The following is an 18718-nucleotide window of genomic DNA, read 5'->3' as shown; positions in this document are numbered from 1 at the left end:
GGCACGGTCGCGGCCTGGCTGAACGTCCAGCCGTGCGGGATGCGGGCGAGCTGTCGGCGCGGTGCGGTGGTGAGGTTGCCGAGGCCGGCGGTGACGAGTCCGAAGACGCGGTCGCCGGGGGCCAGGTCGGTGACGTCGGAGCCGGTCTCGACGACGATGCCGGCGGCCTCGGTGCCCATGGGGGCCGGTTCCGGGTACATGCCCAGGCCGATGAGGACGTCGCGGAAGTTGACGCCGGCCGCGCGGACCGCGACGCGGACCTGGTCGGGCTCCAGCGGGGGCGTGTCGGCGGGGACCAGGGCCAGGTTGGCCAGGGTGCCGGGTCCGGTGGTGTCGAGGTGCCAGGCCGGTGCGCCGGCGGGGAGCGGCAGGGCGTCCGGGGCGGGCACGCGGACGAGGCGGGGTGCGCGGAGTTCGCCCGCGCGCAGTGCGAGCTGGTGTTCGCCGCGGTCGGCGGCGTCGCGGACGGCGGCCCAGTCCGTGTCGGGGCCGGGAGGTTCCTCGGTGTCGAGGAGGACGAAGCGGTCCGGGTTCTCGGACTGGGCGGTGCGGACGAGTCCCCATACGGCGGCGCCGGCGAGGTCGGTGGCGGTGGCGTCGCCGGGTCCGGTGCCCATGGCGCCCCGGGTGGCGATGACGAGCCGCGCGGCGGCGGGCCGGTCGCCGGACAGCCAGCGCTGGATCAGTCCGAGGACGGCGGCGGTGGTCCGGTGGACGTTCTCGGTGAGGTCGCCGGCGGCCGGTTCGACGGGGCACACCACGAGGCCGGTGCCGGCCGTGTCGAGGTCCTCGGTGGCCGGTCCGTCGGGCAGGAAGCTCACGTCGGCCGGTGTGCCGGAGGCGGTGGGGGCCGGCAGCGCGGTCCATTCGACGGCGAACAGCGACGAGCCGGCCGTGCGGGCCGCCGTCAGCTGACCGGTGGCGACGGGGCGCAGGGTCAGCGACCGTACGTCGGCGACGGGGTGGCCGTCGCCGTCCGCCACCTGGATCGAGACCGTGTCGCGGCCGGCGCCGGTCAGGCGCACCCGCAGGGCCGTGGCGCCGGTGGCCAGGAGTGTCACGCCGGACCACAGGAACGGCAGGGGGGTGGCGCCGGTGTCGTCGAGGAAGCCGCCGATGGTCGCGGCGTGCATGGCGGCGTCGAGGAGAGCGGGGTGGAGGTCGAATCCGTCGGCGTCGGGTGCGGCCTGCGGCGGCAGGACGACGTCGGCGTAGACGGCGTCGTCGGCCCGCCAGGCGCGGCGCAGGCCGCGGAACACGGGTCCGTAGTGGTATCCGGCGTCGGCCAGCGTGGTGTCGTAGTAGCCGTCGAGGCCGACGGGTTCGGCGCCGGGCGGCGGCCAGGCCGTCAGGTCGACGTGTGCGGTCCCGGCGTCGGGTGCGAGCAGGCCGGAGGCGTGGTGGAGCCAGCTTCCGTCGCCCGCTTCGGGCTGGGAGTGGATCGACATCTCGCGCTCGCCGGCCTCGTCGGGGCGGCCGACGCGGACCTGGACGCGGACTCTGCCGGTCTGTGGGACGGCGAGGGGGGCGTGCAGGGTGAGTTCGCCGATGGTGGCGCAGCCGGCCTCCCGGGCGGCGCGCAGGGCCAGTTCGACGAAGCCGGTGCCGGGGAGGATCGCGGTGCCGAGGACGCGGTGGTCGTCGAGCCAGGGCTGGGCGGACAGCGACAGGCCGCCGGTGAGGACCAGGCCGCCGTCGTCGGCGAGCGGGACGGCGGCGGTGAGGACGGCGTGGCCGGTGTCGAGCTGACCGGAGGCGCCCGCGTCGCCGGCCCGGGGGGCCGACCGCAGCCAGTACCGTTCGTGCTGGAACGCGTAGGACGGCAGGCCGATGCGCTTGCCGCCGTGGCCGGCGAGTGCCGCGGCCCAGTCGACGTCGCCGCCGCGGGTCCAGGCGGTGGCGACCGCGTGCAGCAGTGTGGCGGTCTCGGGGCGGTCGTCGCGCAGGAGCGGGGTGACCGTCGTCGTGCCGGCGTCGTCGCGCTCGGCGAGGGTGTGCTGTGCCATCGCGCTGAGCACGTGGCTGGGGCCGATTTCGAGGAACCGGGTGGTTCCGTGGTCGGCGAGCCAGGACACGCCGTCGGCGAACCGGACGGCGTAGCGCACGTGGCGCACCCAGTAGGCGGGTGAGCACAGCTCGTCGACGGGCACGGGTGCGCCGGTCAGGTTGGACACGACGGGGATGCTCGGCGGGGCGAGGGTCACGGTGGCGGCGACGGCGGCGAACCGCTCCAGCATCGGGTTCATCCGCGCGGAGTGGAAGGCGTGCGAGACCCGCAGCCGGGTGGCCTTGCGGCCGGAGAGGGTCCAGCGGGCGGCCAGTTCGGCGATGGCGTCCTCGTCGCCCGACAGCACCAGGGCGGAGGGGCCGTTGAGGGCGGCGATGCCGACGCGTCCCTCGTAGGCGGCGAGGGCGTCGACCGCTTCGGCCTCGGTGGCGGCGACGGCGAGCATGGCGCCGCCGGGCGGCAGTTCGGCCATCAGCAGGGCGCGGGCGGTGACGAGCCGGCAGGCGTCGTCGAGCGACAGGACGTCGGCGACGTGGGCGGCGGCGAGTTCGCCGATGGAGTGGCCGAGGAGGTGGTCGGGCCGGACGCCCCAGGACTCCAGCAGCCGGTAGCCGGCCACTTCGAGGGCGAACAGGGCGGTCTGGGTGTAGGCGGTGCGGTCGAGGAGGGCGGCTTCGCCGGTGCCGGGTCCGGCGAACATCACCTCGCGCAGCGGGTGGTCGAGGTGCGGGTCGATGCGGGCGCAGACGGCGTCGAGGGCGTCGGCGAACACGGGGAACGCCTCGTACAGGTCGCGTCCCGCGCCGGGGCGCTGGGAGCCCTGGCCGGAGAACAGCACGGCCAGGCGGCCGTGTCCGGTGGTGCCGGTGACGACGGCGGGGTGGGGGCGGTCGGCGGCGATCGCGTCGAGGCCGGCGAGCAGGGTGTCCCGGTCGTCGGCGAGGACGACGGCCCGGTGTGCCAGGCCGGTGCGGGTGACGGCCAGGGAGTGGGCGATGTCGTGGATGGCGGGGAGGTCCGTGCCGTCTGCGGCGAACGCGCGGAGGCGGGCGGCCTGGGCGCGCAGGGCGGCGGGGCCGGCGGCCGAGACCGGCAGCGGCACGGGTCCGCGGGCGGGCTGTCCGGCGGGGAGGGTGCCGGGAGCGGTGTCCGCGCCGGCGGGGGCGGGGGGTGCCTGTTCCAGGACGACGTGGGCGTTGGTGCCGCTGACGCCGAAGGACGACACGGCGGCGCGGCGCGGCCGGCCGGCTTCGGGCCAGGCCCGGTTCTCGGCGAGCGGCACGACGGTGCCGGCGGACCAGTCGACGTGGTCGGTCAGTTCGCGCAGGTGCAGGGTGCGGGGCAGTACCCCGTGGTGCATGGCGAGGACCATCTTGATGACGCCCGCGACGCCGGCGGCGGCCTGGGTGTGGCCGATGTTGGACTTCAGCGAGCCGAGCCACAGCGGTTCGGCGTCGCCGCGGTCGCGGCCGTAGGTCGCCAGCAGCGCCTGGGCCTCGATCGGGTCGCCGAGGGCGGTGCCGGTGCCGTGGGCCTCGACGGCGTCCACGTCCGCGCCGGTGAGCCGGGCGTTCGCCAGGGCCTGGAGCACGACCCGCTGCTGTGCGGGCCCGTTGGGGGCGGTGAGTCCGTTGGAGGCGCCGTCCTGGTTGACCGCGCTGCCGCGCAGGGTGGCCCAGACGCGGTGTCCGTGGCGCCGCGCGTCCGAGAGGCGCTCCAGCACCAGGACACCGACGCCTTCGGACCAGCTGGTGCCGTCGGCGTCCGCGGAGAACGGCTTGCAGCGGCCGTCGGCCGCCAGGCCACGCTGCCGGCTGAACTCGACGAACCCGTCGGGGGTGACCATCACCGCGACGCCGCCGGCCAGGGCGACGGTGCACTCGCCGTTGCGGAGCGCCTGGCCGGCCAGGTGCAGGGCGACCAGGGAGGACGAGCAGGCGGTGTCGACCGTGATCGCCGGGCCCTCCAGGCCGTAGGTGTAGGCGATGCGGCCGGACGCCACGCTGGTGGCGGTGCCGGTGAGGATGTGGCCCTCGATGCTGTCCGGCAGCCGGGTCGCCCGGCCGTAGCCGGAGGTGGTGACGCCCATGAAGACGCCGCCGGGAACGCCCTTGAGTGCGGCGGGGTCGACGCCCGCGTCCTCCAGCGCCTCCCAGGACGCCTCCAGCAGGAGCCGCTGCTGCGGGTCCATGGCCAGCGCCTCGCGCGGGGAGATGCCGAACAGCTCTGTGTCGAAGTCCCCGGCGTCGGGCAGGAAGCCGCCGTGGCGGGTGTAGGTCGTCCCCTCGCGGTCCGGGTCGGGGTCGTAGAGCGCGTCGATGTCCCAGCCGCGGTCGGTGGGGAAGTCGGTGATGGCGTCGACGCCGTCGGACAGCAGCCGCCACAGGTGGGCCGGGTCGGTGGCGCCGCCCGGGAAGCGGCAGCCCATGCCGACGATGACGATCGGGTCGTCGTCGACGGCGGGGGCGGCCACGGCCACGGGGGCTGCGGTGCCGGCGAGGCCGCGGGCGAGGTGGCCGGCCAGGATCCGCACGCTGGGGTGGTCGAAGACGGCTGTGGCGGACACCGCGACGCCGGTCGCCGCCCGCAGCCGCTTGCCGAGGTCGACGGCTGTGAGCGAGTCGAAGCCGAGGTCCTTGAACGAGCGGCCCGGGTCGATGCTGTCGGCGTCCGAGTGCCCGAGGACCGCGGCGACCTGGGCGCGGACCACGGCGAGCATGTCCTCTTCGCGCTCGGCGGCCGTCAGGGAGGCGAGGCGGCGGGCCTGGTCCGGCTGGTGGTCCCGGCCGGCCGGCTCCGGCGCGGGCTGCATGTCCGGCAGGTCGGCGAGCAGGCGGCTGGGCCGCGCGGAGGTGAAGGCCGCGACGAACGCGGGCCAGGTGATGTCGGCGATCGTGACGCACCCGTCGCCGTGGTCGACGGCACGGTCCAGGGCGGCGCGCGCCATCCCGGGAGCCATCGCGGACAGCCCCCGGCGGTGCAGGTGTTCCAGGTCGTGGCCGTGCGACGCGCGTGCGCCGTCCTCCCAGGGCCCCCAGGCGACGCAGGTCGCCGGCAGGTTGCGGCACCGGCGGAACTCGGCGAGGGCGTCCAGGCAGGCGTTGGCGGCCGCGTAGGCGCCCTGACCGGCACCGCCCCACGTGCCGGCGACGGAGGAGAAGAGGACGAAGGCGTCCAGCGGGGTGTCGCCGAGGGCGTGGTGCAGGGCGGTGGCACCCAGGACCCTGCCTGCCAGCGCCCGGTTGCACCCTTCGGGATCGGTCTCGTGGACGGGGTCCGAGGACGGGACGGCGGCGGTGAACACGACGGCGGAAAGCGGGACTTCGGCCGGTATCGCGGCCAGCAGCTCCCGGACGGCGTCCGGGTCGGTGACACGGCAGGCGTGAACCGTCACCGGGACGCCGGTGGCGGTCAGTTCGGCGGCGAGTTCCGCGGCCGCCTCGTCGTCGGGTCCGTTGTCGCTGACGAGCAGCAGGCGTGCCGGGCCCCGGTCGGCGGCCCAGCGGGCGGCATGCGCACCCAGCGGACCGTCGGCCCCGGTGACCAGCACGGTACCGCGGGGCCGCCACCGCTCCGCGGGCGTCTCGTGCAGGGGCGCACGCCGCAGCCGGCGGGCGTAGGCGCCGGAGGGGCGCAGCGCGACCTGGTCCTCTCCGGTGCCGCCGGCCAGGAGGGCGGCGAGCCGGCCGCCGGTCCGCGCGTCGAAGGTGGCGGGGAGGTCGATCAGCCCTCCCCACAGACGGGGATGCTCCAGTGCGACGACCCGGCCGAGGCCCCAGACCTGCGCCTGGACGGGGGCGTCCAGCCGGTCGGAGCGGCCGGTCGAGACCGCCGCCCGGGTGGCGGTCCACACCGGGACGCCGAAGTCCGCGATGCCGAGGGCACGCACCAGGGTCACCGCGGCCGCGACCCCGGACGGGGTCTCCGCGGTGGGAAGGCCGTCGTCGGCGAGGGCGGCGAGGTTGAGCACGCCGGCGAGGTCCGGGCCGGCCATGTCGGCGAGCCGGGCGGCGAGTTCGGCGGGGTCGGTGTCCTGGGCGCCGATGGCGAACTCGACCACGGTGGCACCGGCGCGCCGGAGTTCGGCGGTGACGGAGCCGGCCGTGCCGGCGGTGAAGGCCGTGCCGGCCGTGCCGGCGGTGGGGAGGGCGACGAGCCAGGTGCCGGACAGCGCGGCGGACGTCGGCAGGCCGGTGAGGGGCTTCCAGGTGACCTGGTAGCGCCAGGTGTCGATGATCGAACGCTGACGGCGTTCGCGCCGCCAGGACGCCAGCGCCGGGACCACCGACCCCAGCACCCCCGGCGCCTCCGACAACCGCAACGTGCCCGCGAGTTCGTCCAGGTCCTCCCGCTCGACGGCATCCCAGAAACGGGACTCCACCGGGTCGCCGACGGCCCCCTGAACCGGCAGCGCAGGGGCGTCGAGCCAGTACCGCTGGCGCTGGAACGCGTAGGTCGGGAGGGGGACGCGGCGGCCGGTGAGGACCGTCGTCCAGTCCACGTCGACGCCCGCCACCCACGCCTCGCCGAGAGCGGACAGCACCCGGCGCAGCCCGCCCTCGTCCCGGCGCAGGGTGCCGAACACAGCGGCGCCGGTGCCGGTCGCGTCGACGGTCTCCTCGATCCCAACCGTCAACACCGGGTGGGCGCTGACCTCGATGAACGTGCGCATGCCCTGGTCGAGCAGGGACCTGACCGCGGTCTCGAACTCCACCGTGGAACGCAGGTTGTCGAACCAGTACTGAGCATCCAGTGCGCCCTCGACGGCGGCACCGGTCAACGTGGAGAACATCGCCACCGAACCGACCGCCGGACGCACCTCCGCCAGATCCGTCAGGATCCGCTCCCGCAACTCCTCCATCTGCGGCGAATGCGACGCATAGTCCACCGGAATCCGCCGCGCACGGACACCCCGGCGCTCACACTCAGCCACCAGCGCGTCCAGCGCCTCCACAGAACCCGAAACCACCGTCGACGACGGGCCGTTCACCGCCGCCACGGACACATGCCCGTTCAGCCCGGAGGCCAGCTCCTCAACCGCCGCGCGCCCGGCCGCGACGGACACCATGCCGCCGCCACCCGCGACCGCCAGCAGCGCCCGCGACCGCAGAGCCACCACCCGAGCCGCATCCTCCAACGACAACCAGCCCGACACACACGCCGCAGCGATCTCACCCTGCGAATGACCGACCACCACCGACGGCGAGACACCCGCCGACCGCCACACCTCGGCCAGCGACACCATCACCGCCCACAACACCGGCTGGATCACATCCACCCGGTCCAACGGCTCATCGTTCAACAGCACAGCCGTCAACGACCAGTCCACATGCGGCGCCAACGCGGCCTCGCACTCGGTGAGCCGCTCCCGGAACACCGGAGACGACTCCCACAACTCCCGCGCCATCCCCAGCCACTGCGAACCCTGACCCGGGAACACGAACACCACACCACCACCGGCACCACCGGCAGCCGCACCGGCCCCCGAGACCGCGGACAGGCCGGTAAGAAGCTCGTCCCGGCCCTCACCCACCACCACCGCACGGTGCTCGAAGCCGGCGCGGCCGGCCGCCAGCGACCAGCCCACGTCCGCCGCGTCCAGTGCGGGGTCGTCGGTGAGGAAGGTCTCCAGCCGCTCCATCTGGGCCCGCAGTGCGGCCTCGGACTTCGCCGACACCACCCAGGCCGTGGCACCCGCGGCCGGGGCTGCCGGAGCCGGCGCCGGTGCCGGCTCCGTGCCGGCCGCCTGCTCCAGGATGATGTGGGCGTTGGTGCCGCTGATCCCGAAGGAGGACACGCCGGCGCGTCGCGGGCGGTCCACCTCGGGCCAGGAACGCGCCTCGGTCAGCAGTTCCACCGCGCCGGTCGACCAGTCCACCTGGGTGGACGGCTCGTCGGCGTGCAGCGTCGCCGGCAGGACGCCGTGCCGCATCGCCATGACCATCTTGATCAGACCTGCCACGCCCGCGGCCGCCTGGGCGTGACCGATGTTCGACTTGACGGAGCCCAGCCAGAGCGGCTCGCCGTCCTCGTGGCGTTCCTGGCCGTAGGTCGCGAGCAGCGCCTGCGCCTCGATCGGGTCGCCCAGCCGGGTTCCCGTGCCGTGGGCCTCGACCACGTCGACGTCCGCGCCGGTGAGCCGGGCATGCGTCAGCGCCTGGCGGATCACCCGCTGCTGCGACGGACCGTTCGGCGCCGTCAGACCGTTCGACGCACCGTCCTGGTTGACCGCGCTGCCGCGGACGACGGCCAGGACCTGGTGCCCGTTGCGGCGCGCGTCCGACAGCCGCTCCAGCAGCACGAGGCCGACGCCCTCGCCGAGGCCGAAGCCGTCGGCCCCGGCACCGAAGGCGCGGCACCGGCCGTCCTGGGAGAGGGCGCGCTGGCGGCTGAACTCGACGAACAGCCCGGGGCCCGTCATCACGGTGACGCCGCCGGCGAGGGCGAGGTCGCAGTCGCCGTTGCCGAGGGCCTGGACCGCCAGGTGCGTCGCCACCAGGGACGACGAGCACGCCGTGTCGATCGTGACGGCGGGGCCCTCCAGGCCGAGGGCGTAGGCGACGCGGCCGGACGCGACGCTGCCCAGGGCGCCGATCAGCCGGTAGCCCTCGGAGCCCTCCAGCGGCTGGTCGAGTCGCGGGCCGTACTCCTGGGTGGCCGTGCCGGCGAAGACCCCGGTGCGGCTGCCGCGCAGGGTCGTCGGGTCGATGCCGGCGCGTTCGAACGCCTCCCACGCGGTTTCCAGCAGTACGCGCTGCTGGGGGTCCATGGCCTGGGCCTCCCGCGGCGAGATTCCGAAGAACGCGGGGTCGAACTGGTCGGCGTCGAGGAGGAATCCGCCGTCGCGGGTGTAGGAGTGGCCGGCCCGGTCCGGGTCCGGGTGGTAGAGCGCGTCGAGGTCCCAGCCGCGGTTGTCGGGCAGGGTGGTGATGACATCGCCCTGCTCGGTGACGAGCCGCCAGAGGTCCTCGGGCGAGGCCACGCCGCCGGGGTACCGGCAGGCCATGGCGACGATGGCGACGGGCTCGCCGGTGCGGGCCGTCGTGGGCGGGACCACGACGGCGGTCTTCGCCGGCTGCCGCAGCAGCCGGGCGATCAGTTCCTCGGCAAGGGCGTTCGGGGTGGGGTGGTCAAAGGCGATGGTGCTCGGCAGCCGCAGTCCGGTCACGGCGTTGATCCGGTTGCGGAACTCCACCGCGATGAGGGAGTCGAAGCCGAGGTTCTTGAACGCCTGGGCGGCGTCCACGTCGGCGGAGTCGGAGCGGCCCAGCGCGGCGGCGGCGTGGCGGCGGACGAGTTCGAGCACCGTGCGGTGCCGGTCGGCGTCGGGCAGGGCGACGAGGTCGAGGCCGAGGCCGGTCATGGCCTCCGGGGCGGCGGCGCGCCGGAGGGTGGCGCCGACGAGGCCGCGGAGCGGCGCGGCGACGGCGTCGGGGTCCTCCTGTGCGGCGGCCCGCAGCTGCGGCAGGCTCAGCCGGGCGGGTGCGAGGAGCGGTTCGCCGCCGGGCAGCGCGAGGTCGAACAGGGCGAGTGCCTGGTCGGGGGACATCGGGGCGAATCCGGTGCGGACCAGGCGGGCCCGGTCGGCGTCGCCGAGCCGGCCGCCCATGCCGGCGTCGTCCCACAGTCCGGACAGCAGCGAGACGGCGGGCAGGCCGAGGGCGTGCCGGTGCTGGGCGAGGGCGTCGAGGAAGGCGTTGGCCGCGCTGTAGCTGGCCTGTCCGGGGGTGCCGATGGTGCCGGCGAGCGAGGAGACGAGGACGAAGGCCGCGAGGTCGAGGTCCGCGGTGAGTTCGTGCAGGCGCCAGGCGGCGTCGGCCTTGGGCCGCAGTACGGCGGCGAGCTGGTCGGGGGTGAGGGTGTGGACGGGGGCGTCGTCGACGATGCCGGCGGCGTGGACGACCACGCGCAGCGGGTGGGCGGCGGGGATCCCGGCGAGCAGCGCGCCGAGTGCCTCCGGGTCGGCGACGTCGCAGGAGGCGATGGTGATCTCGGCGCCGAGCGCGGTGAGTTCGGCGGCGAGGTCGCCCGCTCCGTCGGCGTCCGCGCCGCTGCGGCTGGCGAGGACGAGGTGGCGGGCGCCGTGCGTGGTGACGAGGTGCCGGGCGATGAGCCGGCCGAGGTCGCCGGTGCCGCCGGTGATCAGGACCGTGCCGTCGGAGTCGACGGGGCTTTCCTGGGCGGAGGTGGTGGCGCGGGCGAGCCGTTGGGCCAGCACGCGCTCGCCGCGCAGGGCGAGTTGCGGCTCGTCGCGGTGCAGCGCGGCGGCCGGTGCGCGGTCGGCGGGGGTGTCGGCGTCGAGGTCGACGAGGAGGAACCGCCCGGGGTGTTCGGCCTGGGCGCTGCGGATCAGGCCGCGGGCCGTGGCGGCGGCGAGGTCGTGGACCTCTTCGCCGCTGCCGGTGGCGACGGCGCCGCGGGTGAGCAGGACGAGCCGGGTGTCGGTCAGCCGGTGGTCGGCGAGCCATGCCTGGACCAGGGCCAGCGTGTCGAGGGCGGTGCGGTGGGCGCCGGCGACGGGGTCTCCGGCGTTTCCGTTGTCCCCAGCACCTGCGGCGTATCCCTCGTCCCTGGTGTCTCCGGCGTCCCCGGTGGCCCCGGTGAGGTGGAGTGCGACGGCTTCCGGGGCCGCCTCTCCGTCGGTGAGGGCGGCCTGCAGCGCGGCGAGGTCGAGGTAGTGGCGGGCGAAGGCGCCGGGGGTGGCGGCGGGTTCGCCGATGAGGGCCCAGTCGCCGGGCGCGGCCGGGGCGCCGGCGTCGTGGAGCGGCACCCACTCCAGGTGCCACAGGGGGTCCGGGGAGGTCACCGCGGCCTGGAGCTGCTGCTGGTCGACCGGGCGCAGGGCGAGCGCCTCGATGGTCGCCACGGCGGCGCCCGAGGGGTCGGTCAGGTCGACGGTGACCGCGCCGTCGCGGTCGGGGGCGCCGATGTGCGCCCGCACGGCGCTCGCTCCCGTGGCGTGCAGCCGGATGCCGCTGAAGCTGAAGGCCAGCCGGGGGGCGGCCGGGGTGCCGTCGAGGGGCAGCAGGGCGTGCAGGGCGGCGTCGAGCAGGGCCGGGTGGAGTGCGAACCCGGTGCCCTGCTGCGGCTCGGCGCCGGGCAGGACGGCCTCGGCCCAGATCTCCTCGCCGTCGCGCCAGCAGGCACGCAGCCCCTGGAACGCGGGGCCGTAGGCGTAGCCGAGTGCGGCGAGCCGGGTGTAGGCGCCTTCCAGCGGGACGGCTGTCGCGCCGGGGGGCGGCCAGGCGGCCGGGGCCGGCCGGGGTGCCGGGGCGGGGCCGGTGGCGCCGAGGGCCGCGGTGGCGTGCCAGGTCCACGGCACCTGCTCGGTGCCGGTGGCGCGGCGGGAGTGCACGGTGAGGGGCCGCCGGCCGGTGTCGTCGGGCGGCAGCACCACGATCTGCAGTTGGAGCGGGCCGTCCTCGGGCAGGATCAGCGGTGTCTGGAGGGTGAGTTCGTCGACGTGGGGGTGTTCGCACCGCCGGCCCGCGTACAGCGCGAGGTCGATGAGGGCGGAGCCGGGCAGCACGGTGCGGCCGAGGAGTGTGTGTTCGGCCAGCCAGGGCTGGGTGGCCGTCGAGAGGCGGCCGGTGAGGACGAGGGTGCCGTCCTCGGCGATGTCGACCATGGCGCCGAGGAGCGGATGCCCGGCGTCGTCCAGACCGAGGGCGTCGGCTCCGGCGCGCGTCGGGGTGGCGGCGAGCCAGAAGGTCTCGCGCTGGAAGGCGTAGGTGGGCAGCGGCACCGTGCGGGCCGGTGCCGGGAACACGGTGGTCCAGTCGACGGGGACGCCGTGGGTCCACGCGTCGGCGACGGCTGAGGTGAACCGGGTGCGGTCGCCGTGGTCGCGGCGGAGGGTGCCGAGCGCGGCGCCGGGCCGTCCGACGGCTTCGAGGGTGTCGGCGACGGCCGTGGTCAGCACCGGGTGGGCGCTGGATTCGAGGAACACGTCGTGGCCCGCCGCGCGCAGGGCGCGCACCGCCGGGTCGAAGCGCACGGTCTCGCGCAGGTTGCGGAACCAGTAGTCGGCGTCCAGACGTGCGGTGTCCAGCGGCTCGCCGGTGACGGTGGAGTAGAAGGCGACGTCGCCGGTGCGGGGGGCGAGGTCGGCGAGCGCGTCGAGCAGTTCGTCGCGGAAGGGCTCCATGTGGGGCGAGTGGGAGGCGTAGGCGACCGGGAGGCGGCGGGCGCGGATGCCGTCGGCCTCGGAAGCGGCGAGGAGTTCGCCGAGGGCGTCGGCGTCGCCGGAGACGACGGTGGCGGAGGGGCCGTTGACGGCGGCGACGCCGATCCGGCCGTTCCACCGTGCCAGCCGGGCCTCCACCTCGGCGGCGGGCTGCGCGACGGACACCATGCCGCCGGTGCCGGCGAGACGGTGCACGTAGCGGCTGCGCAGGGCGACGATCCGGGCGGCGTCGGCCAGGGACAGCCCGCCGGCGACATAGGCCGCCGCGATCTCGCCCTGCGAGTGCCCGACGACCGCCGCCGGCTCCACACCCACCGAACGCCACAGCGCCGCCAGCGACACCATGACCGTGAACAGCGCAGGCTGGACCACATCGTCCCGGTCCAGCGACGGCGCACCCTCCGCACCCCGCAGCACATCGACCAGCGACCAGTCGACGAACGGCGCGAACGCCGCCGCACACGCCTCGACCTCACCCCGGAACACCGCACTGGAATCCAGCAGCGGGACGGCCATGCCGGCCCACTGGGAGCCCTGGCCCGGGAAGACGAACACGGGTCCGCCCGGGGCGCCGGCGGTGGCCTCGGTGAGGCCCGGCGCGGGAAGTCCGGCCGCCAGCGCGTCGAGCCCGGCGAGGGCTTCCCCGATGTCGGTCGCCACGACGCAGGCACGCCGGTCGAACGCGGCACGGCCGGTGGCCAGGCTGTACCCGAGGTCCGTGAGGTCGAGCTCCGGGCGGGCGCGCAGCGCCTCGGCCAGCCGGCCGGCCTGGGCGCGCAGTGCCGCGTCGCCGCGGGCGGAGACCGGCACGGGCACGGCGGCCGGCTCGCTGCCGCCGTCCGCGGCGAGCGGCCCGGCCTGGTCCGGTGCGGTGAACACGGCCCAGTCGACGGGGGCGCCGTGGGTCCACGCGGCCGCCATGGCGGCCCTGAACTGGGTGTGGCCGCCGTGGTCGCGGCGGAGGGTGCCGAGCGCGGCGCCGGGCCGTCCGACGGCGCCGAGGATGTCGGTGACGGACCTGATGAGCAGCGGGTGGGCGCTGATCTCGAGGAACACGTCGTGGCCCGCCGCGCGCAGGGCGCGCACCGCCGGGTCGAAGCGCACGGTCTGGCGCAGGTTGCGGAACCAGTAGTCGGCGTCCAGGCGTGCGGTGTCCAGCGGCTCGCCGGTGACGGTGGAGCAGAAGGCGACGTCGCCGGTGCGGGGGGCGACGGTGGCGAGCACGTCGAGCAACTCGTCGTGGAAGGCCTCCACATGGGGCGAGTGGGAGGCGTAGTCGGAGCGGACGCGACGGAGTCTGATCCCGTCGGCGTCCAGGGCTGCGAGGAGTTCGTCGAGGGCGTCGGCGTCGCCGGAGACGACGGTGGCGGAGGGGCCGTTGACGGCGGCGACGCAGATCCGGCCGTTCCACCGTGCCAGCCGGGCCTCCACCTCGGCGGCGGGCAGCACGACGAAGGCCATGGCGCCGGTGCCGGCGAGGGTTCGTCCGTACCGGCTGCGCAGGGCGACGATCCGGGCGGCGTCGGCCAGGGACAGCCCGCCGGCGACATAGGCCGCCGCGATCTCGCCCTGCGAGTGCCCGACGACCGCCGCCGGCTCCACACCCACCGAACGCCACAGCGCCGCCAGCGACACCATGACCGTGAACAGCGCAGGCTGGACCACATCGTCCCGGTCCAGCGACGGCGCACCCTCCGCACCCCGCAGCACATCGACCAGCGACCAGTCGACGAACGGCGCGAACGCCGCCGCACACGCCTCGACCTCACCCCGGAACACCGCACTGGAATCCAGCAGCGGGACGGCCATGCCGGCCCACTCGGAGCCCTGGCCCGGGAAGACGAACACGGGTCCACGCCGGTTGGCGGCGGTCCCTTCGGTGAGGCCCGGCGCGGGAAGTCCGGCCGCCAGCGCGTCGAGCCCGGCGAGGATGCCCTGCCGGTCGGCCGCGACGACGGACCCGCGCCGGTCGAACGCGGCGCGGCCGGTGGCGAGAGGGTCCCCGAACTCACCGAGGCCGGGCTCGGGCCGGGCGCGCAGCGCGTCCGCCAGCCGGGCGGCCTCGGTGCGCAGTTCGGCGCCGGTGGGTGCGGAGAGCAGCACCGGCGCGGTGGCCGGCTCGCTCCCGCCGTCGGCGCCGGACGGCTCGGCACCGCCTTCGAGGATCAGATGGGCGTTGGTGCCGCTGATGCCGAAGGAGGAGACGGCCGCGCGGCGCGGCCGGTCGCGCCGCGGCCACGGCGTCGGCTCGGTCAGCAGCCGCAGATCGCCGGCACTCCAGTCGACCTTGTCGGTGGGCGCGTCGATGTGCGGGGTGCGGGGCAGCACGCCGTGCCGCAGGGCCAGCACCATCTTGATGACACCGGCGACACCGGCGGCGGCCTGGGTGTGCCCGATGTTCGCCTTCACGGAGCCGAGGAGCACCGGGTGGCCGTCCGCGCGGCCTTGGCCGTAGGTGGCGAGCAGTGCCTGGGCCTCGATGGGGTCGCCGAGGGCGGTGCCGGTGCCGTGGGCCTCGACGGCGTCCACGTCGGCGCCGGTCAGCCGGGCGTTGGCCAGCGCCTGGTGGATGACCCGTTCCTGGGAGGGGCCGTTGGGCGCGCTGAGGCTGTTGGAGGCACCGTCCTGGTTGACGGCGCTGCCGCGGATGACCGCGAGGACGTCGTGGCCGAGGCGCCGGGCGTCCGAGAGGCGTTCGAGGACGAGCAGGCCGGCGCCCTCGCCCCAGCCGGTCCCGTCGGCCGCGGCGGCGAACGGCTTGCAGCGGCCGTCCGGGGCGAGGCCCTGCTGGCGGCTGAACTCGGTGAACATGCCCGGGGTCGCCATCAGCGTCACACCGCCGGCCAGCGCCATGTCGCACTCGTCGGCGCGCAGCGCCTGAGCGGCGAGGTGCAGGGCCACGAGCGAGGACGAGCACGCGGTGTCGATGGTCACGGCCGGGCCCTCCAGGCCCAGCACGTACGCGATGCGGCCCGAGGCGACACTCGCCGTGCCACCGGTCAGCAGGTGGCCTTCCAGGTCCGGCGGCGCCTCGTGCATGCGGGGGCCGTAGTCCTGGGCGATGGCGCCGACGAACACACCGGTCCGGCTGCCGCGGAGCGAGTCCGGGTCGACGCCCAGGCGCTCGACGGCCTCCCAGGCGGTCTCCAGGAGCACCCGCTGCTGCGGGTCCATGGCCAGCGCCTCGCGCGGCGATATGCCGAAGAACGCGGCGTCGAAGTCGCCGGCGCGTTCGAGGAAGGCGCCTGCGGGCCGCAGGGTGCCGTCGGGGTTGCGGACGGCGTCGCGGTAGATGTTCTCGGCGTCCCAGCCCCGGTCGGTGGGGAAGCCGCCGATCGCGTCGCCGTCGTCGAGCAGGAACTGCCAGAGCTGTTCCGGTGTCTCGATCCCGGCGGCGTAGCGGCAGCTCATCGCGACGATCGCGATCGGCTCGGCGGGGTCGCCGGACGCGTTCGGCGCGACGGGCGCGGTGGGGCCGGTGGTGCCCAGCAGCCGGTCGCGCAGGTGGGCGGCGAGCCGCGCGGGCGTCGGGTGGTCGAACAGCAGCGAGTCGGGCAGCGGCAGCGCGAGGGCCGTGGAGAGCCGGTTGCGCATCCCGACGGAGGTGAGCGAGTCGAAGCCGAGGTCGTGGAAGGGCAGCCGGGTGTCGACGTCGTCCGGGGTGGCGTGGCCGAGCAGGGCGGCGACGTGGTCCTGGACGAGGCGCAGGAGTGCGCGGGTGTCGGTGCCGGCCGGGGGCGGCACGGGCACCGGCGCGTCGGTGGCGGACGCGGCCGGGGAGCCGATCGCCGGCGCCGGCCGGGAGGTGTGCGGGCGGGCCGCGTGACCGTCGAGCCAGTAGCGCCGCCGCTGGAACGCGTAGGTGGGCAGGGCGACGGGGGCCGGCCGGTGGGCGGCGAGCAGTGCGGTCCAGTCCACGTGCACGCCCGCCGCGTGGAGGCGTCCCACGGCGCCCAGCAGCGACTCGGCCTCGTCGCGGCCGTCGTGGAGTGCCGCGGTCGGCACGAGGCCGCCTGCGCGGCCCGCGGCCGCCAGGCCGGCGAGGACGTCGTCGGGGACGAGTGCGAGGCAGCGGGTGACGCCCAGGGCGGCGGTGGCGGCGGCACCCTCCGCGAACGGGACGGTGTCGCCGATCCGGCGGAGCCAGTACGCGGGCTCCCGCAGGAGCTGCGGTTCGGCCGGCGCACCGGTCAGGGCGGACAGGACCGGGAGGCTCGGCGGACGGAACGTCAGTCCGGCGAGCAGCGCGCCGAATTCCTCCAGGCCCGGCTCCGCCGGTGCCGTCGTTCCGTCTCCGGCGGTCAGGGTCCCGATCAGGCGGCCGTGCCCGGCCACCAGCGCGCAGGCGTCGGCGAGCGACAGGATCCCGGACGCGTGCGCCGCGGTGACCTCGCCGAGCGCATGGCCGAGGAGCACGTCCGGGACCACGCCCCACGACTCGACGAGCCGGTACAGGGCGACGTCGAGGGCGAACCGACCCGCCCGCGCCCACACGGTCCGGCCGGCATCGGCGCCGGTTCCGGTGCCGCCGGTGGCTTCGGCGCCGTCGGTGCCGTTCATGGCTTCGGTGGCTTCGGTGCCGTTCATGGCATCGGTGGCTTCGGTGAGGATCTCGCGCAGCGGACGCTCCAGCAGGGGGTCCAGGTGCGCGCACACCGCGTCGAAGGCCTCAGCGAAGACCGGGAACGCCGCGTGGAGCGCCGCCCCCGTGCCGGGACGCCGCACCGCCTCCCCGGTGAACAGGAAGGCCTGCCCGCCGGGTTCGGCGATGCCGTCCACGACGCCCGGGTCGCGCTCCTCCCCGATCAGCTTGTCGAGCCGGCCCAGCAGGTCCTGCCGGTCCCGGCCGACCACGACCGCGCGGTGGTCGAACGCCGAACGGGTGGTGGCCAGGGAGTACCCGACGTCGGCGGGGCGCAGGCCGGGACGGTCCAGGAGGTGGTCCCTCAGCCGCCGCGCCTGGTCCCGCAGCGCCTCGCCGGTCCGCGCGGACAGCGGCCAGGCCACGGGCGTGTCCGGTGCGACGGGCCGCTCGGCGGTCTCCGGCCGGGGCCGCTCCCATCCGGTCAGCACCAGGTGGCAGTTCGTGCCGCCCATGCCGAAGGAGCTCACTCCGGCGATGCGCGCCCCCTCGTCCGAGGGCCACGGCGCCAGCTCGGTCTGGACGCTCAGACCGAGCTCGTCGAGCGGGATCGCGGGGTGCGGGCGGGCGAAGTTGAGGCTGGGCGGGAAGGCGCCGTTGCGCAGCGACAGCGCCGCCTTCAGCAGCCCGACAGCACCGGCGGCACCCTCCAGGTGGCCGACGTTGGTCTTGGCCGATCCGACCCGCAGCCTGTCGTCCGCCGGGCGTCCCGCGCCCAGCACGGTACCGAGGGCGTGCGCCTCGACGGGGTCGCCGACCGCCGTTCCGGTGCCGTGCAGCTCCACGTACTGCACCTGCTCGGGGGAGATCCGCGCAGCCCGGTACGCGGCACGCAGCACCTCGGCCTGGGCGTCGGTGTCGGGCGCGGTCAGGGTGGCGCCACCGCCGTCGTTGTTGACGGCGCTGCCGCGGATGACGCAGTGGATCTCGTCCCCGTCGGCGACGGCCCGGGACAGCGTCTTGAGGGCGACGACGACGCCGCCCTCACCGCGGACGAAGCCGTTGGCGCGGGCGTCGAAGGTGTAGCTGCGGCCGTCGGGCGACAGCGCGCCCATGGCCGCGCGCGCCACGGCGCTCTCCGCGGCGATGTTGAGGTGGACGCCGCCGGCGAGCGCGAGCGTCGACTCGCCCCGGCGCAGGCTCTCGCAGGCCAGGTGCACGGCCACCAGCGAGGACGCCTGCCCGGCGTCGACGGTCATGCTCGGGCCGCGCAGGCCGACGGCGTAGGAGACCCGGTTCGCGATGATGCCGCGCTGCACACCGGTCAGCGCGTGCTGGTTGCCGGCGGCGCGGCCGGCACGGTGGCTCAGGGTGGCGTAGTCGTCGTTCATGACACCGACGAACACACCGGTCCGGCCGCCGGTCAGCCGCTGCGGGACGATGCGCGCGTCCTCCAGGGCCTCCCAGCTCAATTCCAGCACGAGGCGCTGCTGCGGGTCCATCGCCGCGGCCTCGCGCGGCGAGATGCCGAAGAATTGGGGGTCGAACTCGTCGACGCGCTCCAGGAAACCGCCGCGACGCAGTACGGGGTCCGCTTCCGGGTCGTCCTCGGCAAAGTCCCACCGGTGCCCGGGAATTTCGCCGACGGCGTCCACGCCATTCCGGAGGAGTTGCCAGAAGGCATCCGGGGTAGGAGCACCGGGGAGCCGGCAGGCCAGTCCGACGACGGCCACCGCTTCATACGTTTCGGCAGAGATCTCAGGCATGGAAACTCGAACCACCTCTGAATGCGCCATGGATATCGCTGCCATAAACCGGCCCGGAACCAGACCCTAGCCACGCCGTGTCGGAGCACCAACCCCTATAGGTGTCTGACCAGCCCCTACGGGCCTTCCGCGGCCCTCCGGAAGAGGATTCGCACCCCCCGCGGCAGGGGGATGCG

At 75.6% G+C, this 18718-nt stretch carries 4 pseudogenes; all 4 read right to left on the bottom strand.

The window, feature by feature from the left end:
- Positions 1-113: 113 nt before the first annotated feature.
- Positions 114-860: pseudogene (locus JE024_RS42685) on the bottom strand (SpnB-like Rossmann fold domain-containing protein); the annotation flags it as partial.
- 63 nt (positions 861-923) lie between these two features.
- Positions 924-10775, bottom strand: a pseudogene (locus JE024_RS42680) (type I polyketide synthase); the annotation flags it as partial.
- A 57-nt stretch (positions 10776-10832) separates the two neighbouring features.
- Positions 10833-12737: pseudogene (locus JE024_RS42675) on the bottom strand (acyltransferase domain-containing protein); the annotation flags it as partial.
- Positions 12738-12812: 75 nt separating this feature from the next.
- Positions 12813-18509 (bottom strand): annotated as a pseudogene (locus JE024_RS42670) (type I polyketide synthase); the annotation flags it as partial.
- Between the last annotated feature and the right edge of the window lie 209 nt (positions 18510-18718).

The organism is Streptomyces zhihengii (assembly GCF_016919245.1).
Taxonomy (GTDB): Bacteria; Actinomycetota; Actinomycetes; order Streptomycetales; family Streptomycetaceae; genus Streptomyces; species Streptomyces zhihengii.
Note: the sequence above shows the minus strand (reverse complement) of the source record. Positions and strands in the feature narration are given on the sequence as shown.